Source organism: Ensifer sp., assembly GCF_031989085.1.
In the GTDB taxonomy this organism is placed as follows: Bacteria; Pseudomonadota; Alphaproteobacteria; order Rhizobiales; family Rhizobiaceae; genus Ensifer.
On sequence record NZ_DALZXU010000002.1, the window covers coordinates 820,993 to 843,247 of the forward strand.

Sequence of the window (22,255 nt, forward strand, 5' to 3'; positions counted from 1 at the left end):
TTTCGGCCAATTGTCTCCGATCTACTCAGGAAATATCCTCTACTCACAGTGCACCATACCACCGTCAGGAAGGCCGAATCGCATGGCAGAGGCAGAGAAAAGAACTGCAGAGAACAGGGTACTCGTCGTGGGTGCGACCGGCCGGTTTGCCGGCCTCGTCGTGCCTGAGTTACGCCGTCGTGGTGCCACCGTTCGCGCCCTCGTCAGGGACCAGTCCAATATCGGCGCGGCGCGGGAAGCCGGTGCGCAGCAAGTGGCGGTGGGAGACCTCAGGGACCGCCAAAGCCTCGACATGGCGCTGAAAGGGATCGACGGCGTCTTCCATATCGGGCCTGCCTTTGCACCCGACGAGGCAGCGATCGGCATCGCGATGGTCGATGCCGCGGTGCGCGCGGGCGTCCGAAAGTTCGTCTTTTCCTCCGTCATCCAGCCGAGCAATACGCGGCTGAAGAACCACGCAGCCAAGATACCGGTCGAGGACGCGCTCTATTCGTCCAGCCTGGAATACACCGTGCTGCATCCGGCAAACTTCATGCAGAATATCCACTCCGCCTGGCCGGGGATTGTCGAGAGCGGCGTCTTTGCCGAACCTTTCCCGAAAACCGCGCGTCTGGCGCGTGTCGATTACCGCGACGTGGCCGAGGTGGCGGCGATCGCCTTGACGGAAGACCGCCTCGCCTTCGCCACCCTCGAACTCTGCGCCGAAGGTCGTCACAACCGGCTGGAGATTGCGGCGATGATATCAGCAGCGCTTGGACGCCCCATCGATGCGGGCGAGATCAGTTTCCACGAATGGGCTGCTCCGGCACGCGCCATATACACCGAACAGCAACTTGGCCTGCTCGCCAAGGTTCACGAGCACTACGCCACCGTCGGTCTCGGTGGAAACAGCCTCGCCCTCAGGGCCGCACTCGAGCGGGAACCGCGAACCATGCAGGCCTTCATCAGCGCCCTTGCAACCAACACCCGAACCCGGCTCGACGCCTGAAACCCAGAACAGGAGCTCACGCTATGCGCAAAAAGTTGCCGCCTCGCTACAATACCATCGCCATGCCTCTGGTGCTCTCGGTGTTGATGTCCTGCCTGGTCTCAGGCGTCTCGACTGCCGCCAGTGCCGGGTTCGGGGCCGATATGCCATCCCTGTGGCTGAAAGCCTGGGGCATCTCCTGGCTGGTGGCGTTTCCAAGCTTGCTGCTGGTGCTGCCACTGGTGCGCGTCATCGTCGGCGCCTTGGTGCAGGCACCGCAGACCCGCCCCTGAATCTTGCCCGCCGAACGCATGCCGGCAACACCCTTTAGAAGCCGCGATATTCCGATCACGACAATACCAGTTTAACACCGGATAAAAATATTGCATAAGGGAGACAACGCAAGGCAGGTGTCTCCATGAGCGATCGGGCAACTCTCGACTTTCTGTTGCAAACCATGTCCGGCGAGAGCGGCGAGCCGCTCTACCGCCGGCTTGGCGACGCCATCAAGGTGGCGATCGGTGCCTCCGTCATCCGGCATGGCGCAGTGATCCCGAGTGAACGGGATTTGAGCGAAGGCCTGGCGATCTCGCGGGTAACCGTCAGGAAGGCCATAGAGGGTCTTGTCGCCGAGGGGCTTCTGGACCGGCGGCAGGGCGCCAAGACCATCGTATCGTCGCGTGTCGAAAAATCTCTGGCGACGATGACGAGCTTTTCCGAGGATATGCGATCGCGCGGCCTGGAACCGGGCTGCGTCTGGATCTCCCGCGAAGTCAGCCGCCCGTCACCGGCCGAGATGATGGCGCTCGGCATTCCCGTCAGCGAAAAAATCGTGCGGCTGCGGCGCCTGCGCACTGCCGACAATACGCCGATCGCGATTGAAACGGCGGCACTGCCGGCCCGTTTCGTGCCGCATCCGGAGGCGATCGGCGCCTCGCTCTACGAGTATCTGGCGGCCCATGGCGCTCTTCCCGTGCGGGCGCTGCAGCGCATGCAGGCAAAACCGGCAAGCGAGGAGGAGCGCCGCCTGCTCGCCACTCCCGAAGGCACCAGCCTTCTGATCATGGAGCGCCGCTGCTTCCTTGCCGATGGCCAGATCGTCGAATTCACCCAGACCAAATATCGCGGCGACGTCTACGACTTCGTCATCGAGCTGATGCGATAATACCAGTTTAATTCCTGTTGCAATCTGGTCTTGCCCTGTTACCGTAATGGCCAGATCGGGTCGCAGCGCTCCCGGGCAGAGCAAGCCAAGGGCGACGGCGCGGCCGAAAGGCAAGTGCGTGCGGGCAGTGGCGATGTCGCCACAGACCTCGGCCCGCGCCAGAGGAGCCGGCGTGACTTTCGAAATCCAGAGCCTGAAGAATGGACTGATCGTGTCCTGCCAGCCCGTCAAGGGCGGTGTCATGGACAATGCGGCAATGGTCGTCGGCTTCGCTCTCGCAGCGCTCGATGGCGGTGCTGCGGCGCTGCGGATCGAATCCGCCGACTATGTGCGCGCCGTTCGTCAGGCGACGCATCGGCCGATCATCGGCCTGGTCAAGCGCGACCTGACGACATCGCCGGTGCGCATCACGCCGCTGATCGAGGATGTCGACGCGCTGGCCGCCGCCGGCGCCGACATCATCGCCTATGACGCGACAGAGCGCACGCGGCCGGTCGAGACGGCGCGCCTGATCGAACGCATCCATGCGGCGGGAAAAATCGCCATGGCAGACTGCTCCATCATCGGTGACGCCGAACAGGCCTTGCGGGAAGGCGCCGATATCATCGGCTCGACACTTGCCGGCTACACCGGACCGGTCGAACCGACCGAGCCGGATTTCGCGCTCATCGCCGCCATGAGAAAATTGACGCCCCTCGTCGTGGCGGAGGGCTGCGTGCGCACGCCAGAGCAGGCATCTCAGGCGCTGAGGGCCGGCGCGTTTACGGTCGTCGTCGGCTCGGCCATCACCCGGCCCGAACACGTAACGTCCTGGTTTCGCGCAGCACTCGACGAAACGCTGGCCTCGACCGGAGCGTGACGGTGATGGCGGAGGTCCAACACACCCTTGCAATCGACCTCGGCGGCACGAAGATGCTGGCAGCGCTTGTGCGCGGGCGGACCGTCGTCGAAACGCACAGGATGGCGACGCCGCGTGAGGGAAATCCCACCATCTGGCTCCAGAGCCTGTTCGACGCCATCGCCGCCTGGAAGGGACGCTATGGCAGGGTTGGCATCGCCGTCACCGGCATCGTCGACGATGGCCATTGGTCCGCGCTCAATCGCAACACGCTCGACATCCCCGATCGCTTCCCGCTGACCGACACGGTCACCGCGCTTTCCGGCGCGCCCGTGTTTGCCGCCAATGATGCGCAGGCGGCGGCCTGGGGCGAATTCGTCTTTGGCGCCGGCCGGCACGAAGACATGGTGTTCCTGACCGTTTCGACCGGCATCGGCGGCGGCATCGTCGTCAACGGTCGCCTGCTCGGCGGCCTTGCCGGGCATTTCGGTCAGTTTCGCCTCGACGAGAGCGGGGCTCACACGCTCGAGGACCAGGTTTCCGGCCATTGGATCGCCGCTGAGGCGAGATCGCATCATCCGGGTGCTACGGCACGCGAGGTCTTTGCCGCGGCGGACGCCGGACAGACCTGGGCGCTCGGCATCGTCGAGACCTCGGCGCGCCGGACAGCACTTCTCTGCCGCAACGTGCAAATGGCGCTCGATCCGAAGCGCATCGTCATCGGCGGCAGTATCGGGCTGGCGCCGGGCTACATACCAGCCATGGAGGCCGCCTTCGGCGCGCTTTCGCCGCGGCTCAAACCATCGATCCACGCCGCCGAACTCGGGGAAAACGCCGGCGTGGTCGGCATCGCAGATCTTGCAGAGCGTCAACAACAACTTTGAGGGAGAACCAAAGATGACACTTGCGACCATGAAACGAGGAGCGCTGCTGGCAGCCGGTATCGCCAGCCTGCTGGCAAGCCCTGCGCTGGCCGAAGTCACCGTGCTCGGCTGGCCCGGCGGCCCGGAGGAAGTGGCGCTGCGCGCCGCCGCCGACACCTACAATGCCAAGTCCGACGTTGCCGAGAAGGACAAGGTCGAGCTCCTGTTCTTCAACCGCGACGGCTTCTGGGACAAGCTGCAGGCCGACCTTGCCGCCGGCTCGAAGGCGTTCGACCTCAACCTGCTCGCCACCTATTCGATCGGCCGCTATGCGCCGTTCATGGAGCCGGTCGAACTGTCGGGCGAGGCCAAGGCCGTCTACGGCGATTCCGTGCTGTCGACGATGCAGTATGAAGGCAAGCAGTATGGCGTGCCGACCGACCTGTCGCTGCACTTCATGTATTTCCGAAAGGACCTCATCGACACCCTGATGAAGGACGATGCGGCCAAGGCGAAATATGCGGAGATCTCGGAAAAGTACCTCGGCAAGAAGCTCGAGCCGAAGGCGCCGGACGAATGGAGCTGGGACGACTACGCCGCAACGGCGCTCTATTTCACGCAGGCCGTCAATCCTGACAGCCCGACCCGCTACGGCACCGTGCTGCAGCTGAAGAACCTCTTGTTCAACATCATGATCTGGCAGTCCGTGCCGCGCGCCTATGGCGCCAACTGGATGGACGACAGCGGCAAGATCACCGTCAATTCCGACGCCTATCGCAAGGGCCTCGAAATCTACAAGCTGCTCTACGACAACGGCGCGACGCCGCGCGATTCGCTGTCCTACGAGTTTGCGGAAGCAAACGCCGCCTTTGCTTCCGGCCAGGTGGCTGCCATGCTGCAATGGAATGCCGCCGCCGGCGACCTGACGAGCAAGGAAAAGTCTCCGGCCGTAGCGGAAGTGACCGACACGGTTGCCCCGCCCGCCGGGCCTGAAGGACGATTCACCCATATTCACGGCCTCGGCTTCGGCCTCAACAAGAATGCCGAGAACAAGGAAGGCGCGGCCCAGTTCCTGAAATGGCTGTCTTCCAAGGAAGCGGCGTTGATCTATGCGAAGAACAATGGCGCACCGGCACTGACGCCGGAAGTGGTCGCCGAAGTCGCCGAAGCACGGCCGGACCTGGTCAAGCTCGGCGAGTTCGCCGGCAAGTACGGCTATGTCATGAACGGCGGCACGTCAGCCAAGGCGCTTTCGGTCTACGAACTTCAGGCCAAGGAGTTCACCGGCTACTGGTCCGGCCAGCAATCGATCGACGATGCGCTGGCAAACACCGAAAAGGGCATGGCCGAGCTGCTGAAGTAAGCGATGATGACCGGCGGCGGCCTGTCCGCCGCCGGTCATGTCGACATTCGCCACGGCCATGCGACGTGGGCGCCAGGAGCCGCCAACCCCGCGGGGTTGTCGATGTTCAAGACATGCCAGATGCAGATCGGTTCGATGACGAAAGCCCAGCAACGTCCCCTTGTCCAGGAATTCAGGCTGCTCGCCACGCCGGTCGTGGTGTTCCTCTTGGTCTTTCTCGGCTTTCCCGCGATCGTCAACCTGATCTATTCGGTCTCCGAGGTCTCGTTCGAGACATTGCGCCAACCGGAACTTTCCGGTTTCAAGAACTTTGCCGCCGTATGGAGCGACGGTGCCTTCTGGCAGGCCAGCTGGTTCTCGTTCCGGTTCGGTCTGCTGACCGCCGTCCTCGAATGCGCGCTTGGGCTTTTCCTCGCCATTTTCCTGTCGCCGCTGATCGAGCGGCGGAGCTGGCTGATGGCGATCCTGATGCTGCCCTTGATGGTGGCGCCGGCGCTGGTGGGGCTGATGTACCGGCTTGTGCTGCACGAATTCGTCGGGCCGGTGCCATACTATCTCTGGACCTACTTTGGCGCGAGCCTGTCGTTCCTTGGCCCGGGCTCCGCCTTTTGGACGCTCGTCGTCGTCGAGACGCTGCAGTGGACACCCTTTGCGCTGTTGCTGTTCTACATGGCCTACCAGGCGATCCCCTCCGAGATCGCCGAAGCCTCGGCGATGGATGGCGCCAGGAGCCATCATCGGCTCTGGTATATCGAATTGCCTTTGATGCTGCCGACGATCGTCGTCGCGCTCCTCATCCGGTTCATCGACGGCTTCCGCGTGTTCGACAACGTCTACGTGTTGACCGGCAGCGGCCCCGGCGGCTCGACCGCGTCACTGTCGATCTACATCTACGAGGCGTTTTTCAAACAGGGCGCCATCGGCAAGGCGGTCGCTGCCTCGGTTATCCTGTTCGTCGTCTCCTTCGCGGTGCTCTACGGCCTCAATTTCATCGCCAGCCGCCGGAAGGGAGCCAACCGATGATGACCACACTCCGCTGGCTGGTGTTCGGCATCGCCGCCTTCGCCATGAACTTCCCGATCCTGGTGACGCTTTCGACCTCGTTCAAGAGCGCCCGTGAACTGTCGACCAATCCTGGCCTCTGGGTCGAGGCGCCGACGCTCGACAATTATCTTGCGGTGTTCCAGGTGACGGATCGCCTCAACATCTTCCTCTATCTGTTCAACAGTCTTTCGGTGGCCCTGATTGGCACCGTGCTTGCCGTGGCGCTGGCGCTTCCCGCGGCCTATGCGATTGCCCGCGGCCGCCTCGGCGAGCGCACGCTGCTGCCGTTCATCGTCAACCTGCGCGCCGTGCCGCTCATCATCTTCGCGATCCCCCTCTACATGATGTTCCAGTGGCTGGCGCTGCTCGACACCCGTCTGGGTCTGGGGCTGATCCTTTCCATCGTCAACCTGCCGCTGGCGCTGGTCATCCTCGTCAACGCCATCCGCGACCTGCCGGGAGAGCTCGACGAGGCGGCGCTGATGGATGGCGCCAGCCGGACGCAGATCCTCTTCAGGGTCATTGCCCCGGTCTGTCGCCCGGCCATCGTCACCAGCCTGATCTTCGGCTTCATCACCGCCTGGAACGAGTTCCTGTTCGGCCTGATGCTGACGACGTCGAAGGCCGTGCCGATCACCGTCGGCGCCTCGTTCTTCTTCGCCGCCAGCGGTGGCGGCGTGCAGTGGGGCGTGGCATCCGCAGTTATGGTCGTCGGCGCGCTTCCGCCGGTTCTGCTCGGCCTCATCATGTATCGCCAGATCAGCGGCTCCATGACCGCAGGCGCGGTCAAGGGCTGACCCATTTTTCGGAGACAACCATGGCACCGATTTCGCTTAAAAAGGCCGGCAAGCAGTACGGCAACCTCGAGATCATCCGGGAGCTCGATCTCGACATCGCCGACGGCGAATTCGTCGTCATCGTCGGCCCGTCAGGCTGTGGAAAATCCACGCTGCTGCGCATGATCGCCGGACTGGAAGAGACCACCTCCGGTCAGATCCTCATCGACGGGCGCGACGTGACGGCCGCCTCCCCGGTCGAGCGCAAGCTCGCCATGGTGTTCCAGTCCTACGCGCTCTATCCGCACATGACCGTTCGCCGCAACATGGGCTTCGGCCTGAAGCTTGCGAAACTGCCCGCCGAGCGGATCAGGGAAAAAGTCGAGGCTGCGGCCGAGACGCTGAAGCTCACGCACCTGCTCGAACGCTATCCAAAGGAGCTGTCCGGTGGCCAGCGCCAGCGTGTGGCGATCGGAAGGGCGATCGTGCGCGAACCGGTCGGCTTCCTCTTCGACGAACCTCTCTCCAACCTCGACGCGGCGCTGCGCGTCGACATGCGGCTCGAAATCACCAGGCTGCACCGAACCCTCGGCGCAACGATGATCTATGTCACCCATGACCAGGTGGAGGCGATGACGCTTGCCGACCGGATCGTGGTGATGAAGGAGGGTCGCATCATGCAGCAGGGCACGCCGCAGGCGCTTTATGAAACACCGGCAAACCTGTTCGTCGCCCAGTTCATCGGCAGCCCGAAGATGAATCTCCTGCCTTGTCTGCCCGGTGCAGGTGGCCTCGACCTATCCGGCGAAGGCAGCATCCAGTTGCCGGTGTCCGGCCGGGCAGCGCCCGCCCATCTCGGCGCCCGACCCGAACATCTGTCGCTGGTCTCGCCCGACAGCGGTCATTGCCGCGGCACCATCGAGGTCAGCGAGTATCTCGGTGGCACGACCAGCGTCTTCGTGCGCGCCGGCAAGCTCGGGCTGATCAATGTCAGCGCGCCCGCCGACACGCCCTATCGCCTCGGCGAGATTGTCGGCATTCATATCGACGTGGCTCGGTCATCGCTGTTCGATGACGCAGGCAAGGCGATCGCGGCGAGCCGGTAGGCGCGCCGCGCAATCTGCCTCAGGCGCCCCAGGTCGTTTCCAGCACGCGGATCCAGTTGCCGTGGCAGATCTTCGCCAGCGCTGTCTCGTCGTAGCCGCGCTTGCGCAAGATGTCGACGAGCAGCGGCAGATCGGCAGCATCTCGCATCGACGTGGGGATGGTCGTGCCGTCGAAATCCGAGCCGAGCGCGACATGGTCGAGTCCGATGCGGTTGACGATGTAGTCGATATGATCGGCCAGGAGATCCAGGCTGGTGTCCGGGTTCCGGATGCCGTCCGAGCGCAGGAACAGCACGCCGAAATTGATGCCGGCGAGGCCGCCGGTATCCCGGATGGCGTCAAGCTGGCGATCCGTAACATTGCGGCTGTGCGGGCAAAGCGCATGCACGTTCGAATGGGAGGCGACCAGCGGCGCGTTCGAAAGCGCGGCAATGTCCCAGAACCCCTGCTCGTTCATGTGCGACAGGTCGACCATGATCTTCAGCTCGTTGCAGGCCCGGATCAGGTCCTTGCCGCTCTCCGTCAGGCCCGGGCCGATATCCGGCGACGAGGGGAAACGGAACGGCACGCCATAGGCAAAGATGTTCGGCCGGCTCCAGACGGGACCAAGCGTGCGCAGGCCGGCGGCATGCAGCACATAGAGCGCATCGAGATCGGCGGCGAAAGCTTCCACGCCTTCGATATGCAGCACCGAGGCGAAGACACCGTCCGCGATCGCCTGGCGGATGTCGGCGGCGGAGCGGCAGATCTTCAACCGGCCGGCCGCCTGTCGCTCAAGGCGCATCAGCAGGCTTGCCATGCCGAGCGTGCTCTTCAGCGCATCCTGTTGTTCGGGCGTCGCAAAATCGCCGTTGGCATCCTTCTGCGCGCTTGGGGAAGAGACGTAGACGGCGCAAAGACCACCGGCAAGCCCACCCTCCTTGGCCTTCACGAGATCGATATGGCCGGAGCTGCCGCCGTCTATGAACAGCGCTTCTGCGTCCGGCTGCTGCGAATGCCAAAGGCGCGACAACACATCGTTATGCCCATCGAAGACCGGAATTTTTGCCTGTGTTGCCAATTGGGGACCGCCTTTCAACCTGTTTTCCGGCCGAGACTGCCGGCTGCGTGCGACTCATTGCATCGTCGCGCGGGAACATAACCATCCGACAGCCCTAGGGGAAAGCCATCTGTCGGCGCAAATGCAAACCATGCATAGGCCTTGCCGAAATCGGAATTGGTCGCGCCCGGCCGTGTTGTGCTTAATCCGGGCCCTAACGAGGGAACACGGCTGGCGGTGCGGCAAATGGAGCGCCCGCCGCGACGGCCGTCCGCATGACATCAAGACCGAGAAGGGGATATTTCCGATGATTTCCAGACGCAACCTGTTGATCGGCGGCGCAGCCGTGCCGTTTCTGTCCTATGTAAGCCTGGTGCCGGCCTTTGCCGAAACACCGAAGGACATCCTGGTTGTCGCCCAGCAGCTCGACAACATGACGAGCCTCGACCCGCACGAGAGCTTTGAAGCGGTCGGCAGCGAAATCTGCGGCAATATCTACCAGAAGCTGGTTCATCCCAATCTCGACGACGCCAACAAGGTCGACCCGACGCTCGCCGAATCCTGGGAAGCCGACGCCGACAGCAAGGTGTTCACCTTCAAGCTGCGCGCCGGCGCCGCCTTTGCAAGCGGTGCACCGGTGACGGCTGAAGATGCGGCCTTCTCGCTGCAGCGCGCGATCAAGATGAACAAGGGCCCGGCCTTCATCATCGCCCAGTTCGGCTTCACGCCTGAAAATGTCGAGGAGCGGATCGTCGCCGTCGACGGCTCGACGCTTCGCCTCACGCTGGAGCAGCCAGCCTCGCTCGCCTTCTTGCTCTACTGCCTCTCGGCCAATGTCGGCAGCATTGTCGAAAAGAAGATTGCGCTCGAAAACGAAGTCGACGGCGACCTCGGCAATGCCTGGCTGCAGAAGAACACCGCCGGCTCCGGCGAATTCGCGCTGCAGTCCTGGAAGCCGAGCGAAAGCGTCGCGCTGTCCGTCAACCCGAACGGCCCCTACAAGGGCAACATCAAGCGCATCATCCTGCGCCATGTCGCCGACCCGTCCTCGCAGCTCCTGATGCTGCAGAAGGGCGACATCGATATCGCCCGCAACTTGAGCTCCGAGCAGCTGCGCACGCTACAGGGCGACCAGAACTTCACCCTCGTTCGCAAGGCGGTCGCCTCGCTGGTGCTGGTTTCGCTCAACCAGAAGCAGCCGAACCTCGCCAAGCCCCAGGTCTGGCAGGCGATCAAGCATGCGCTCGACTACAAGGGCATGCAGGAAAATATCGTTCCGCTCACCCACAAGATCCACCAGAGCTTCCTGCCCGAAGGCTATCCCGGCGTCGTCAACGACACGCCGTTCGTCAAGGACGTGGCCAAGGCCAAGGCGCTGATGGCAGAGGCGGGCCTCGAAGCCGGCTTCGACATCGTCATGGATCACTATTCGGCGCAGCCCTATCCGGATCTGGCCCAGGCAATCCAGGCGAACCTCGCCGAAATCGGCATCCGCGTGCAGCTGCAGGCCGCCGAAAACCGGCAGGTGCTGACGAAGATGCGTGCCCGTGAACATCAGATGGCGCTCTCGGCCTGGGGTTCGGACTATTTCGACCCGCACGCCAATGCCGACGTGTTCTGCATCAACCACGACAATTCCGACGATGCCAAGTCGCGTCCGTTCCTGTGGCGCTCGTCCTGGCAGGATGAAGACATGGCCAAGAAAGCCGAAGCCGCCCGCGACGAGAAGGACCCGGCAAAGCGCATCGCGCTTTACGAGGAGCTGCAGCGCGCCCACATGGAGCACAGCCCCTTCATCTTCATGTTGCAGACGACGACCACGGCCGCCTGCGGCAAGACTGTAACCGGCATCCGGCTCGGCACGCTCTCGGACGCCCACTCCTATGCAGAGGCGTCCAAGGCTTGAACAAGCGTATCCGAAGCTTTTCCGCCACGGCGAGCAGCGTCTTCCTGACGCTGCTCGGCCTGACGATCGTCACCTTCATGATCGGCCGCGTCATGCCCGTCGACCCGGTGATTGCCGCGGTCGGCGACAACGCCTCCGAGGCGGTGATCGCGCGCGCCCGCATCGAGATGGGCCTCGACCAGCCGCTGATCGTGCAGTTCTTCCGTTATCTCTGGCAGTTGCTGCACGGCGATCTCGGTATGTCGATCCTGACGCGCAACCCGGTTTCGACCGACATTGCCCGGTTCTTCCCGGCGACGCTCGAACTGGCGACGGCGGCGCTGATCCTGTCGGCGGCAATCGGCATTCCGCTCGGCGTCTGGGCGGCCGTCCGCCAGGGCAAGTTCATCGACCAGGCGATCCGTGTGGTGTGCCTTGCGGGTCATTCCGTTCCGGTGTTCATGCTGTCGCTGATCTCGCTCCTGATCTTCTACGCCACGCTCGGCCTGGCGCCGGGACCCGGCCGTCAGGACATCATTTTCGACGGCATGATCGACCCGGTCACCGGCCTTCTAACGATCGACACGCTGATTGCCGGCGACTGGGATGCCTTCTGGGACGCCGTCGCGCACATGGCGCAGCCGGTCTGTATCCTTGCCTATTTCAGCATGGCCTACATCACCCGCATGACCCGGGCCTTCATGGTCGACGCGCTAAAGGGCGAGTTCGTCATCACCGCCCGCGCCAAGGGACTGTCGGCCTCAACGGTCATCTGGAGCCACGCCTTCCCCACCGTTGCCGTGCAACTGGTGACGGTACTGGCGCTTACCTATGCCGGACTTCTCGAGGGCGCCGTCGTCACCGAAACGGTGTTCAGCTGGCCGGGCCTCGGTCAATACCTGACGGTGTCGCTGATGAACGCCGACATGAACCCGGTGGTCGGCGCGACGCTTCTGATCGGCCTCATCTATGTCGGCCTCAACCTCATCGCCGACCTTCTCTATCGTGTACTGGATCCCCGCGTCCGATGATGCTTACGACCTTCAGAAACTGGGCGCTGGATGAAACGCCCGCCTCCCGCACCCAGGCCTCCTGGGGCCACCGCTATCGGATCTGGCTGAAGCTCAGGTCCAATCCGCTGGCGATGATCGGGCTTGCGATCATCCTCGTCTTTTCGCTGCTGGCAGCGCTTGCCCCGGTGCTGGCGCCGCACGATCCGGCGATCCAGAACCTCGCCAACCGGCTTGCCGCACCGAGTGCCGTCCATTGGCTCGGCACCGACGAGCTTGGCCGTGACATCTTCTCGCGCATCCTTTTCGGCGGTCGCGTGACGCTTGGCATGGTCGTTTCGGTCGTCGTTCTCGTTGCCCCGATCGGCCTTGCGGTCGGCTGCATCGCCGGCTATTTCGGCGGCGTCGTCGATACCGTGCTGATGCGCGTCACCGACGTTTTCCTCGCCTTCCCGCGCCTGATCCTCGCGCTTGCCTTCGTCGCGGCGCTCAAGCCCGGCGTCGAAAGCGCCGTTCTCGCCATCGCGCTCACCGCCTGGCCGCCCTATGCGCGCCTTGCCCGGGCCGAAACCATGACGGTGCGCCGCAGCGACTTCATCGCCGCCTGCCGGCTGACCGGCGCCTCGCCCTGGCGCATCATCATGCGCCATGCCGCGCCGCTCTGCGTGCCGAGCCTGATCGTGCGCATCACGCTCGACATGAGCTCGATCATCATCACCGCCGCCAGCCTCGGCTTCCTCGGCATGGGCGCGCAGCCGCCGTCCCCCGAATGGGGCGCGATGATCGCCACCGCCAAGCGCTTCATCTTCGACCAGTGGTGGGTTGCAACCGTGCCCGGCATTGCGATCTTCCTGGTGTCGCTCGCCTTCAACTTCCTCGGCGATGGATTGCGCGACGTGCTCGATCCGAAGGGAGACTGAGCCATGCTGGTTGATATCCAGAACCTTCGCATCGCCTTCGAGAACCGCTCATCCCGCTTCGAAGCCGTGCGCGGCGTCTCGCTTTCGCTCGGTGCGGAAAAACTCGGCATCGTCGGCGAGAGCGGCTCCGGCAAGAGCCTGACGGCGCGGGCGCTGATGAAGCTCCTGCCCGCCAATGCCGCCATATCAGCCGATCGGCTCTCGTTCGACGGCATCGACGTGCTCGCCGCCTCCGAAAGACAGATGCGCCAGATCCGCGGCAAGCGGGCGGGCTTCATCCTGCAGGACCCGAAATACTCGCTGAACCCGGTGATGAACATCGGCCGGCAGGTGTCCGAAGCCTGGCGCGCCCACAAGGGCGGCAGCAAGAAACAGGCGCTTGAGGCGGCGATCCACCTTCTCGACCAGGTGAAGATCCGCAATCCGCGCGAAGTCGCCGCCGCCTACCCGCACGAGGTCTCCGGCGGCATGGGCCAGAGGGTCATGATCGCGATGATGCTGGCACCCGATCCGGAACTGCTGATCGCCGACGAACCGACGAGTGCACTCGATGCCACCGTACAGGCGGAAATCCTGCGGCTGATCGAGGAACTGGTGTCGGAGCGCAACATGGGCCTCATTCTCATCAGTCACGACCTGCCGCTCGTCTCGCATTTCTGCGACCGCGTCGCGGTGATGTATTCCGGCCGGGTCATGGAAGAGCTGAAAGCCTCCGAACTGCTGAACGCGCAGCACCCCTACACCAAAGGCCTCCTCAACTGCATGCCCTCCCTTACGCATCCCAGGGACCGGCTGCCTGTTCTCAACCGCGATGCATCGTGGCTTACCGCATGATCGACGTTGAAAATCTCCGCATCAGGTTCGGCGACCGCGAGGTCGTCAAAGGTGTCTCGTTTTCGGTGAAGAAAGGCGACAGCTTCGGCATCGTCGGCGAAAGCGGCTCGGGCAAATCCACCATCCTCAGGGCCATGGCCGGGCTCAACGAAAGCTGGGAAGGCCGCATCGCTTTCGGTGGCGAGCCGGCCGCGCTGAAACGTCCGCCGGGCTTTTTCCGCCGGGTGCAGATGGTGTTCCAGGACCCTTACGGCTCACTGCATCCACGCCAGACGGTCGACCGCATTCTCAGCGAATTGCCGCTGGTGCACGGCATGGACAATATCGACAAGCGCATCGTTCAGGCGCTCTCCGACGTCGCCCTGCCGCAGGCCGCCCGTTTCCGCTTTCCACACCAGCTTTCCGGTGGCCAGCGCCAGCGCGTGGCGATTGCGCGCGCACTGATCGCCGATCCGCAGGTGCTGCTGCTCGACGAACCGACGAGCGCGCTCGACGTCTCGGTTCAGGCGGAAATCCTCAATCTGCTATGCGACCTTCGCGAGGCGCGCGGCCTCACCTACATTCTCGTCAGCCACAATCTCGCGGTCATCGCCCATCTCTGCGGTCAGGTCGGCGTCATGTTGAACGGCGAAATGGTGGAGCAACTGAGTGCGCAGGATCTGCGGGCAGGCAAGACAAGCCACGCCCACACGACGGAACTGCGCACGCTGAGCGTCGGGCTGGAAGAGCCCGCCTGACCTCGGCCCTGTCGTGGCAACAAGCACAATGGAAGACACCATGCCGGCACATCTCGATTGGCACGCAGCATCCTCCACCGCAAAGGCATTTGCCGAGCAGTGGGCAGACAACGAACCGGGCGGCGCGATCATCGGCTTCGACGACAGCGGCATCCGCTTTTCGCACGCGCGCGGCGTCGAGAGCCTGTCGACGCTCACGCCGTTTTCGGCCGACAGCGTCGTGCGTTATGCCTCCGTCACCAAGCATTTCTTCTGCGCCATGGTTCTTCGCCACGACGACATCATCAAGCTCGACGACCGGCTTGGCCAGCACCTGCCGGAACTCGTCTCGCCGCTTGCCGACGTGACGGTCGGCCAGGCGCTCGACATGAGCGGCGGCCTGCCGGACACGCGCGAATGCCTGTCGCTGCTCGGGCTTTCCGTCTACACCGAAACGGAAGCCGCACCGCTGCTTGCGTTTCTGGCACGGGTGCAGCGGCTGAATTTCGATGCCGGCCACGAGGTTTCCTATTCCAACACCGGCTATCGCCTGGTCGAGGCGGCCCTGGAGCGTCGCGGCTTCGCTTTCGACGACTTCATCCAGAACGATGTCGCCGGGCCGCTTAGCGTTGCGTTCAAGGCGCCCGACGTCTGGAACGATCCGGTCGCAGGGCTGGTGCCGGGCTATTGGCACAACGGCAAGCGCTGGCAGCTTTCGGCAGCCGGCCTGCATATCTCCGCCTCCGGCAGCCTGACGGGGAGCGCCAACGCGCTGACGACCTGGCTGCAGGCGTTGATGCGCCGGACGGGCCATTTCGATGGGGTCCTCGAAAAGCTGCAGGCGAGACGCGCCCTCGCAGACGGGCGGCCGAGCGGCTACAGCCTCGGCCTGCGCCTTTCGACGCTTGGCGCGCGCGACTTCGTCGGCCACGGCGGTTCTCATCCGGGCTACAAGACCTACTTCCTCATCGACCCCGAAAGCCGCTCGGGCTTCGTCGTCGTCTCCAACCGCGAGGACACGAACGGCAACAAGATCGCGCTCGAAAGCATGGCAGCTCTAACGGGCCTGCCGCTGCCGACGCCGGCAACCGGCATTCCCGACGGCCTCTATGTCACCGAACAGGGCCCCTGGTGGCTGGAGATCAAGGGCAGCACCTGCACCTATCTCGATGCCGACGACACGCTTTACGACGATGGCGACGGTTGGGTCTCCTCGCGCTCGGCCTCCTCGCCGATGCGTTTGCGGCAGGAGGGATCGGCGCTTGTCGGCGAGGCCGGTCATGCGGCACGGCGCTTCCTGCCCGTTGCCGGCGATCAATCGGTATCCGCCGCGCTTGCCGGGACGTGGCGGTCCACGGAAGGTGCTGAGTTCGAAGTCCGCGACGGCGCGGTGGTCATGGGGGTCGGCCCTGTGCGCCACGTCATGCCGCTCATGGCACTCGGCAACGGCCGCTACCTTTTCACCCTTCATGACGGCCCGTGGACGAAACGCGTCTGCCTTCACGTGCTCGGCGACGACAGGGTCGAACTCGTGCTCAATCGCGCCCGGATGATGGAATATGTCCGCCGCACCTGATTTTCCTTGAAGCCTGTCGAACTGCGCCTAAAAGAGGTCAGGTTACCGCTGCAGTGCGGAAATGGACGTTTTTCAGGAGTGCATGCTTTGGAAATCAAGTGGCTCGAAGACTTTCTGGCACTGGCGAGCACGCTCAATTTCTCCAAGGCAGCCGACGAGCGGAACGTGACACAATCCGCCTTCAGCCGCCGGATCAAGCAGCTTGAGGCCTGGGTCGGGGCGAGCCTCGTCGACCGCGCCACCTACCCTTCGCGGCTGACCGAAGCGGGTCAGAAATTCGTGCCGGTGGCGCAGGAGACGCTGCAGCACCTTTATCAATCCCGACGCAACCTGCAGAAGGAAGAGGGCTCGGACGCCAAGACGATCAAGGTGACGGCGCTGCACACGCTCTCCTTCACCTTCTTTCCCGACTGGATGAACCGGATCAACAGGAAGGCTGGCCCGATATTCTCCAGGCTGCGCCCGGATTCCGGCAGCATGGAGGAAAACCTCAACTCGCTGGTCGACGGTTCGTGTGATTTCCTGCTGACCTATGCCCACACCCAGGTGCCGCTGCTGCTCGACCCCCAGGCGTTCGAGCACCGCCTGCTCGGCCATGAAAAGATCATTCCGGTTTCGGCACCCAACGAAAACGGGTCGGCCGCGCACATCCTGGAAGGCGGCACCAAGCCTTTTCCCCATATCAGCTACGAAAAGTCATCGTTCTTCGGGCAATTGCTGGGAGAGCTTGTCGGCGCCGACCTGCCGTCGTTCCAGCGAGTGCATGAAGGCAGCATGTCCGTCGGCCTGAAGGCGATGGCTGAGGCCGGCTGGGGCATCGCCTGGGTGCCGGAAAGCCTGATGGTGGCCGAGCTTGCCTCCGGCGCACTCGTGCGCGCCGCCGACCCACGCTGGGATATCAGCGTGGAAATCCGGCTCTACCGCGCCAAGGACAACCGGCGCCCGGTCGTCGGGCGCATCTGGCAGTCGCAGGAGACGGTTGCCGCCTGAGGGAAGAGATGAAGCGGATCCCGTCAGGATGCGCTTCACGCCTTCGTCCTGTCAGCACTAGATCGCCGTGCGGCGGGCATTTTCCAGATAAAGTTCGCGCAACCGCCGGACCATCGGCCCAGGCTTGCCGTCGCCGACCGGCTTGCCGTCGATGCGCGTCACCGGCACGACGAAGTTTGATGCGCTCGTCAGCGCGGCCTCGCGGGCGGAAAGCGCCTCGTCCAGCGTAAACGGCCGCTCTTCGACCGTCAGCCCCTGCTCGCGCGCCAATTCCAGCGCGGCAAGCCGGGTGCAACCAGGCAGCGTGGCATTGCTGTTGCCGCGGGTCACGATCCGGCCGTCGTCGGTGACGATGTAGGCGGTCGAAGACGCGCCCTCCGTCACGAAGCCGTCCTCGATCATCCACGCTTCGTCACAGCCCTCGGCCTTGGCGATGCGCTTGGCCATCACCTGCGGTAAGAGACACACGCTCTTGATATCGCGTCGCGCCCAGCGCTGGTCGGGGACCGACTTGACGGACACGCCCTTGTCGACGGCAGCCACATGCTCCAGCGTCTTGACCTGGGTGAAGAGCAGCAGCGTCGGCTTGATATCACCTGAAAACAGGAAGTTGCGATCTTCGGCGCCCCGCGTCAGCTGCAGGTAGACGACGCCCTCGGTGAGGTTGTTGTCGCGCACCAGCCGGCGCTCGATCTCGACGATCTCGGCAACCGAGACTGGAAGCGGCACGTCGATCTCGCGGGCGGAGCGCTCAAGCCGCGCCATGTGCAGGGCACTGTCGATGAGCTTGCCTTCGAGCACGGCGGTGACTTCGTAGATGCCGTCTCCGAACAGGAAACCGCGGTCGAAGACCGAAAGTTGCGCCGCATGTTCGGAAACGAACTCGCCGTTCAGGTAAACGATACGGCCGGTCGGGTTGGGCATGGGAACTCCGTCTGAGGGAAGAAAATTAGACCTTGAGGGCTGCCAGCCGGTCGAGCGAAATCGCCTCGACCGAGCTCGGCTTACCCGTGGCGGCGTTGAAGCCGCCCATGGAACGTGCGGCGACCAGCGAATTGAGGATCGCTTCTTCGGCGGCCTCGATCGTCGCTTCGAAGAGCGGCGACACCAGGTCGTTCGGCAGGTCGGGATAGCTGGCAATCTCGGCCCGCCTCGCCCGCGTGCGACGGACGGCGTCAGCGGTCGAGAATGCCAAGGCATAATCGCCGGACCCGTTGCTGAGGGCGGCGCCGGTGCGCGACAGCCCGCCAAAGGCGCGTTCGGCCAGCCGTTTCAGGTTGCGGGCCGACAACGGCGCGTCGGTGGCAACGACGATGACGATCGAGCCATCGCGATCATGTCCGGACGGCGCATCGTAAGGCTGGCCGCAGACCAGCAGCCTGCCGCCATAATTGGACTGGACCAGCACGCCGACGGTAAAGGTCTCGCCCGCCGCCTTGACCCGGCGCGAACTGGTGCCGATCCCGCCCTTGAGGCCGAAAGCGACCGTGCCGGTGCCAGCGCCGACAGCGCCCTCTTCGACCGGACCGGGCCTGGCCGCGGCAAGCGCCATGCCGATCTCTTCGACCGTCGGGCGGCCGGCGCGGATATCGTTCAATCGGCTGTCATTGGTTTCGCCGACCACCGCATTCAGCGACACGACCTTTTCGTTGCCCGGCTGCGCCAGCGTGAAGCGGTTGATCGCCTCGATCGCCCGCCCGGTCGCCAGCGTATTGGTCAGCACGACAGGGGTTTCGAGCTCGCCCAGTTCGGCGACCTGGGTGGATCCGACGAACTTGCCGAAGCCGTTGAGCACCGCGAGCGCCGCCGGCACCTTGTCCTGGAACAGATTGCCCGGATGGGGAAGGATGGCGGTGGCGCCGGTGCGGATGCTGTCGCCCTCGACGAGGGTCGCGTGACCGACGGCCACGCCCTCAACGTCGGTGATGGCGTTCAACTCACCGGTTTCATACACGCCCGGCCGAAAGCCCAGGTCTCGAAGTCGCAGGCGTTGATCGTCTGTCATGGGTTTCCCGTTGCCGCCCTGTCCGCCACTCAAGGTCGCAACAGGCATTTCGTCGGAAGGACCCTACCCTTGCCGCCGACAAAACGGCATCGCAAAAATGGAATAGTTTTATGAGAAGCCTGCAACGCCCGCCGTTTTCGGCTGTTTGTCTGCCCGGGCACCGGCAACTGCGATCTCGCGCGGAGGAAATACGGCATCCGCCGTATTTCTTGACGGCGCCCATGCCACTAGCCTAGCGCCATCCGCGCCGTGAATCTCCGTTATCTTTCAATGCCCTGCGCCACGGAAGCGCCACCGCGTCGGGTCTTGAGGACCTGTCTTGAAGAAGAACCGCCAAACAGCCATTCGCGTTGCCGCATTTATGTTGTCGACCGTGCTGCCCTCCCTGTCGCTCGCACAGGCCGTCGGCGACCCTCGAGATCCGCAGACATGGCGGACGCCGGAGTTCACCGCCCAGTGGGGATTGGCCGCGGTTCATGCGGAGTACGCCTACACGCTCGGTTACGATGGCCGCGGGATCAAGGTCGGCGTGGTCGACACCGGACTGGACATCACTCACCCGGAGTTCGCTGGACGCTACGGGGAAGGCGTGACCTACGATCCATCAAAACCGTGGTATCTCGACCTGGACGGCCACGGCACCGCGGTTGCTTCCATCATCGCCGCCAATCGTGATGGGGTCGGCATGCACGGCATTGCTCCTGGCGCCTCTATCGTTCAGGTGGGCGCCTTCCATGAGCTTGGATACATCGATGACCGCGCGGCCGAATACGGCATTCGCAAGCTCGTCGATCAGGGCGTGAAAATCATCAACAACAGCTACGGCTTGGGCTCGATTCTGGAATTTACGGCCGCGGATTTCGAGGCGTGGCGGCCAGGAGACCTGGCTACCTACCGCTACGCGGTCGCGCACGATGCGTTGATCATATTCGGTGCAGCCAACGATGGGGCGGCCCAGCCTTCGTGGCACGCCGGTCTTCCCTATCTTTTTCCGGAGCTGGAACGGGGGTGGCTGGCGGTGGTGGCAGCAGGTCCTTCGGACATGCCGTATTGGTCGAACGGTTGCGGGGTGGCCATGAACTGGTGCCTCGCGGCGCCCGGCGGCGCAGACGCCGAACGATGGAACGCGGAAAAAGGGGAATGGGAGTGGGTCAACCCGCAGGACAACATCATGGTAGCCGCGACAGGAGGTGGATATGTCAGAGAGTTCGGCACATCGCTCGCAGCGCCTTTCGTCGCAGGCGCGGCGGCGTTGGTCGCACAGGCTTTCCCCTATATGACCATGGACCAGGTGAGGCAGGTGCTGCTGGGCACAGCGACCGACTACGGCGACCCCGGCGTGGACCCTATTTTCGGCTATGGCATGGTCAGCGCCGGCTGGGCGGTGCGCGGCCCGGGCAAATTCGACTGGGGTGATTTTCAGGCGGCGATCGAGGACGGGCAGAGCGTCTGGTCGAACGACATCACCGGCGCGGGAGGGCTGATCAAGTCGGGCGACGGCGTCCTGATCTTGGCAGGCGACAGCACATACCAGGGCGCAACGTCTGTTAAAGGCGGCGCTCTCGCCATTGGCGGCAGCATCGCCTCCAACACCTTTATCGAGTGGAACGGCACCCTTTCCGGCAACGGTGTCATCCATGGCGATGTGGACAATGCCGGCGCGGTAATCGCCGGTTTTGGGTACGTCGGCGGCACTCTCACCGTCAACGGCGATTATCGGCAGCGTGAAGGCTCCGGACTGCTCGTTCATCTTGAAGCGCCGCAGGGCACAAGCCGCCTCGACGTTCTTGGCGAGGCTGTCATCGAGGGAGGCGAGGTCGCCGTGCGGGTCGCGCCGGGCAGCTACAAGGGCGACAGCCGCCACACGATCCTGTCTGCGCTTGGCGGCGTCAGCGGTCGTTTCGCAGAAGACTGCGGTTGCTACGCCTTTCTCGACCTGTCGCTTTCCTATGATCCTGAGAACGTCTATCTCGATGTCGTCCGCAACGACCTGGCGTTCGCAAGCGTTGCGGCCACCCGCAACGGTGTCGCGGCTGCCACAGCCGTCGAGAGGCTGGGGATCGGCGGGCTGCTTCACGATCTCGCCATGACGCTGGACGGCGACGCGGCGGCCGAACTGTTCGGGCAGTTGCCAGGCGAAGTCTACGGCGCGACCGTGAGCGGCCTGATGGAGAGCAGCCAGCTCATCGGCAACCAGATGAACGACCGGCTGCGTTCGGCCTTTGAAACCGTCGGCGCCGACGCCCTGCCTGTGACAATCGGTGCCAATGGCACCGACAGTATCACGACGGCATCGATCGCGGCGGAGCGTTATGGTGCCTGGAGCTCGGCCTTCGGCTCCTGGAGTGACATCGACGGCGACGGCAACGCCGCCGCGCTGTCTCGTTCCACTGGCGGTTTCGTCGCCGGGATCGATGGCATGGCCAGCGACGAGTGGCGGCTCGGCTTCCTTGCCGGCTACAGTCATTCCAACATCGAGGTCGACGACCTCAAGTCATCGACCTCGAGCGACAATTATCATCTCGGCATCTATGGCGGTCGAGCCTGGGAGGCCTTGTCGTTCCGCTCCGGCCTTGCCTATACCTGGAGCGAGATCGACAGCCGTCGCGTCGTCGCATCGCCGGCTCTGACCGACAGCCTGACGGGCGATTACAGCGCCGGCACGGCACAGTTGTTCGGCGAACTTGGCTACGGCATGGCCGCCGGAAACATCGCCTTCGAGCCCTTCGCAAGCCTCGCTTTCGTCAACGTCGACACCAGCGACTTTTCAGAGAAAGGCGGCGCCGCGGCGCTTTCCGTTCGTGGTAGCTCGCACGACATGACATTCACCACGCTCGGCCTGCGCGCCTCGACCGATTTCGACTTTGGCGACGCAAAGGCGACAGCGCGCGGCCTCATCGGCTGGCGACACGCCCTTGGAGATGTCACGCCCGGTGTTGCCCAGGCGCTCTCGGGCAGCGAAGCCTTCTCCGTCACCGGCGCGCCGCTTGCCCGCGACAACGTCGTTCTGGAGGCCGGCGTCGAGGTCGCCATCACCCGAGAAGCGACGCTCGGCATCTCCTATCAGGGGCAGATCGCATCGACAGCAAGGGATCACGGCGTCAGGGCCGATCTCGCCATCCGCTTCTGACAACGTTGCGGCAGGGATCACGCCTACG

At 63.9% G+C, this 22,255-nt stretch carries 20 protein-coding genes; 17 read left to right on the forward strand and 3 right to left on the reverse strand.

Annotation, left to right across the window (positions count from 1 at the left end):
- Positions 1–82: 82 nt before the first annotated feature.
- The 9 genes from RTP54_RS16585 (at position 83) to RTP54_RS16625 (ending at position 8,122) form a co-directional block, all read left to right on the forward strand.
- Positions 83–988 carry an NmrA family NAD(P)-binding protein gene (locus RTP54_RS16585; RefSeq protein ID WP_312364227.1) on the forward strand — a complete coding sequence of 302 codons (906 nt, stop codon included), beginning with the start codon at positions 83–85 and terminating at the stop codon, positions 986–988.
- 23 nt (positions 989–1,011) lie between these two features.
- On the forward strand, positions 1,012–1,260 hold the full coding sequence (locus RTP54_RS16590) for a DUF2798 domain-containing protein (protein ID WP_112817697.1): 249 nt from the start codon (positions 1,012–1,014) through the stop codon (positions 1,258–1,260).
- Between the two features lie 125 nt (positions 1,261–1,385).
- On the forward strand, positions 1,386–2,132 hold the full coding sequence (locus RTP54_RS16595) for a GntR family transcriptional regulator (RefSeq protein WP_312364229.1): 747 nt from the start codon (positions 1,386–1,388) through the stop codon (positions 2,130–2,132).
- A gap of 172 nt (positions 2,133–2,304) precedes the next feature.
- The gene (locus RTP54_RS16600; protein WP_112808004.1) at positions 2,305–2,991 is read left to right on the forward strand and encodes an N-acetylmannosamine-6-phosphate 2-epimerase; all 687 of its coding nucleotides are present in this window, start codon (positions 2,305–2,307) and stop codon (positions 2,989–2,991) included.
- A 5-nt stretch (positions 2,992–2,996) separates the two neighbouring features.
- Positions 2,997–3,854, forward strand: coding sequence for an ROK family protein (locus RTP54_RS16605; protein ID WP_112807862.1), 858 nt, complete (start codon positions 2,997–2,999; stop codon positions 3,852–3,854).
- Positions 3,855–3,867: 13 nt separating this feature from the next.
- Positions 3,868–5,196 (forward strand): extracellular solute-binding protein, encoded by a 1,329-nt coding sequence (locus RTP54_RS16610; protein ID WP_112817700.1) that lies wholly within the window; start codon positions 3,868–3,870, stop codon positions 5,194–5,196.
- A gap of 135 nt (positions 5,197–5,331) precedes the next feature.
- Positions 5,332–6,219 (forward strand): carbohydrate ABC transporter permease, encoded by an 888-nt coding sequence (locus RTP54_RS16615; RefSeq protein WP_112817769.1) that lies wholly within the window; start codon positions 5,332–5,334, stop codon positions 6,217–6,219.
- Positions 6,216–7,037, forward strand: a complete 822-nt coding sequence (locus tag RTP54_RS16620) for a carbohydrate ABC transporter permease (RefSeq protein ID WP_312364235.1) — start codon at positions 6,216–6,218, stop codon at positions 7,035–7,037. The genes RTP54_RS16615 and RTP54_RS16620 overlap by 4 nt, the downstream gene beginning before the upstream one ends.
- A gap of 20 nt (positions 7,038–7,057) precedes the next feature.
- Positions 7,058–8,122, forward strand: a complete 1,065-nt coding sequence (locus RTP54_RS16625; RefSeq protein ID WP_312364238.1) for an ABC transporter ATP-binding protein — start codon at positions 7,058–7,060, stop codon at positions 8,120–8,122.
- A 19-nt stretch (positions 8,123–8,141) separates the two neighbouring features.
- Here the strand turns inward: RTP54_RS16625 and RTP54_RS16630 are convergent, their stop codons facing one another.
- Positions 8,142–9,182, reverse strand: a complete 1,041-nt coding sequence (locus RTP54_RS16630) for a dipeptidase (RefSeq protein ID WP_312364239.1) — start codon at positions 9,180–9,182, stop codon at positions 8,142–8,144.
- 286 nt (positions 9,183–9,468) lie between these two features.
- Between RTP54_RS16630 and RTP54_RS16635 the strand changes: the two genes are divergently transcribed.
- The 7 genes from RTP54_RS16635 to RTP54_RS16665 all read left to right on the forward strand — a co-directional run bounded on the left by RTP54_RS16635 (position 9,469) and on the right by RTP54_RS16665 (position 17,092).
- Positions 9,469–11,067 carry an ABC transporter substrate-binding protein gene (locus tag RTP54_RS16635; RefSeq protein ID WP_312364240.1) on the forward strand — a complete coding sequence of 533 codons (1,599 nt, stop codon included), beginning with the start codon at positions 9,469–9,471 and terminating at the stop codon, positions 11,065–11,067.
- Complete coding sequence (locus tag RTP54_RS16640; protein WP_112807851.1) at positions 11,064–12,077, forward strand: ABC transporter permease; 1,014 nt, start codon at positions 11,064–11,066, stop codon at positions 12,075–12,077. The genes RTP54_RS16635 and RTP54_RS16640 overlap by 4 nt, the downstream gene beginning before the upstream one ends.
- The gene (gene nikC, locus RTP54_RS16645; protein WP_312364243.1) at positions 12,074–12,976 is read left to right on the forward strand and encodes a nickel transporter permease; all 903 of its coding nucleotides are present in this window, start codon (positions 12,074–12,076) and stop codon (positions 12,974–12,976) included. Before RTP54_RS16640 ends, nikC begins: the two co-directional genes overlap by 4 nt.
- A 3-nt stretch (positions 12,977–12,979) precedes the next feature.
- Positions 12,980–13,810, forward strand: a complete 831-nt coding sequence (locus tag RTP54_RS16650) for an ABC transporter ATP-binding protein (RefSeq protein ID WP_112807847.1) — start codon at positions 12,980–12,982, stop codon at positions 13,808–13,810.
- A complete protein-coding gene (locus RTP54_RS16655) occupies positions 13,807–14,547 on the forward strand; it encodes an ABC transporter ATP-binding protein (protein ID WP_112807845.1) in 741 nt (246 codons plus the stop codon). Before RTP54_RS16650 ends, RTP54_RS16655 begins: the two co-directional genes overlap by 4 nt.
- A 40-nt stretch (positions 14,548–14,587) precedes the next feature.
- On the forward strand, positions 14,588–16,102 hold the full coding sequence (locus RTP54_RS16660; RefSeq protein ID WP_312364246.1) for a serine hydrolase domain-containing protein: 1,515 nt from the start codon (positions 14,588–14,590) through the stop codon (positions 16,100–16,102).
- An 87-nt stretch (positions 16,103–16,189) separates the two neighbouring features.
- Complete coding sequence (locus RTP54_RS16665) at positions 16,190–17,092, forward strand: LysR substrate-binding domain-containing protein (RefSeq protein ID WP_312364248.1); 903 nt, start codon at positions 16,190–16,192, stop codon at positions 17,090–17,092.
- A gap of 57 nt (positions 17,093–17,149) precedes the next feature.
- Here the strand turns inward: RTP54_RS16665 and RTP54_RS16670 are convergent, their stop codons facing one another.
- Positions 17,150–18,016: a D-amino-acid transaminase gene (locus RTP54_RS16670; RefSeq protein ID WP_112807841.1), complete on the reverse strand. Its 867-nt coding sequence runs from the start codon at positions 18,014–18,016 to the stop codon at positions 17,150–17,152.
- 25 nt (positions 18,017–18,041) lie between these two features.
- Positions 18,042–19,097: a P1 family peptidase gene (locus RTP54_RS16675; RefSeq protein WP_312364250.1), complete on the reverse strand. Its 1,056-nt coding sequence runs from the start codon at positions 19,095–19,097 to the stop codon at positions 18,042–18,044.
- A 319-nt stretch (positions 19,098–19,416) separates the two neighbouring features.
- Between RTP54_RS16675 and RTP54_RS16680 the strand changes: the two genes are divergently transcribed.
- Positions 19,417–22,227 (forward strand): autotransporter domain-containing protein, encoded by a 2,811-nt coding sequence (locus RTP54_RS16680; protein ID WP_312364251.1) that lies wholly within the window; start codon positions 19,417–19,419, stop codon positions 22,225–22,227.
- Positions 22,228–22,255 lie beyond the last annotated feature (28 nt).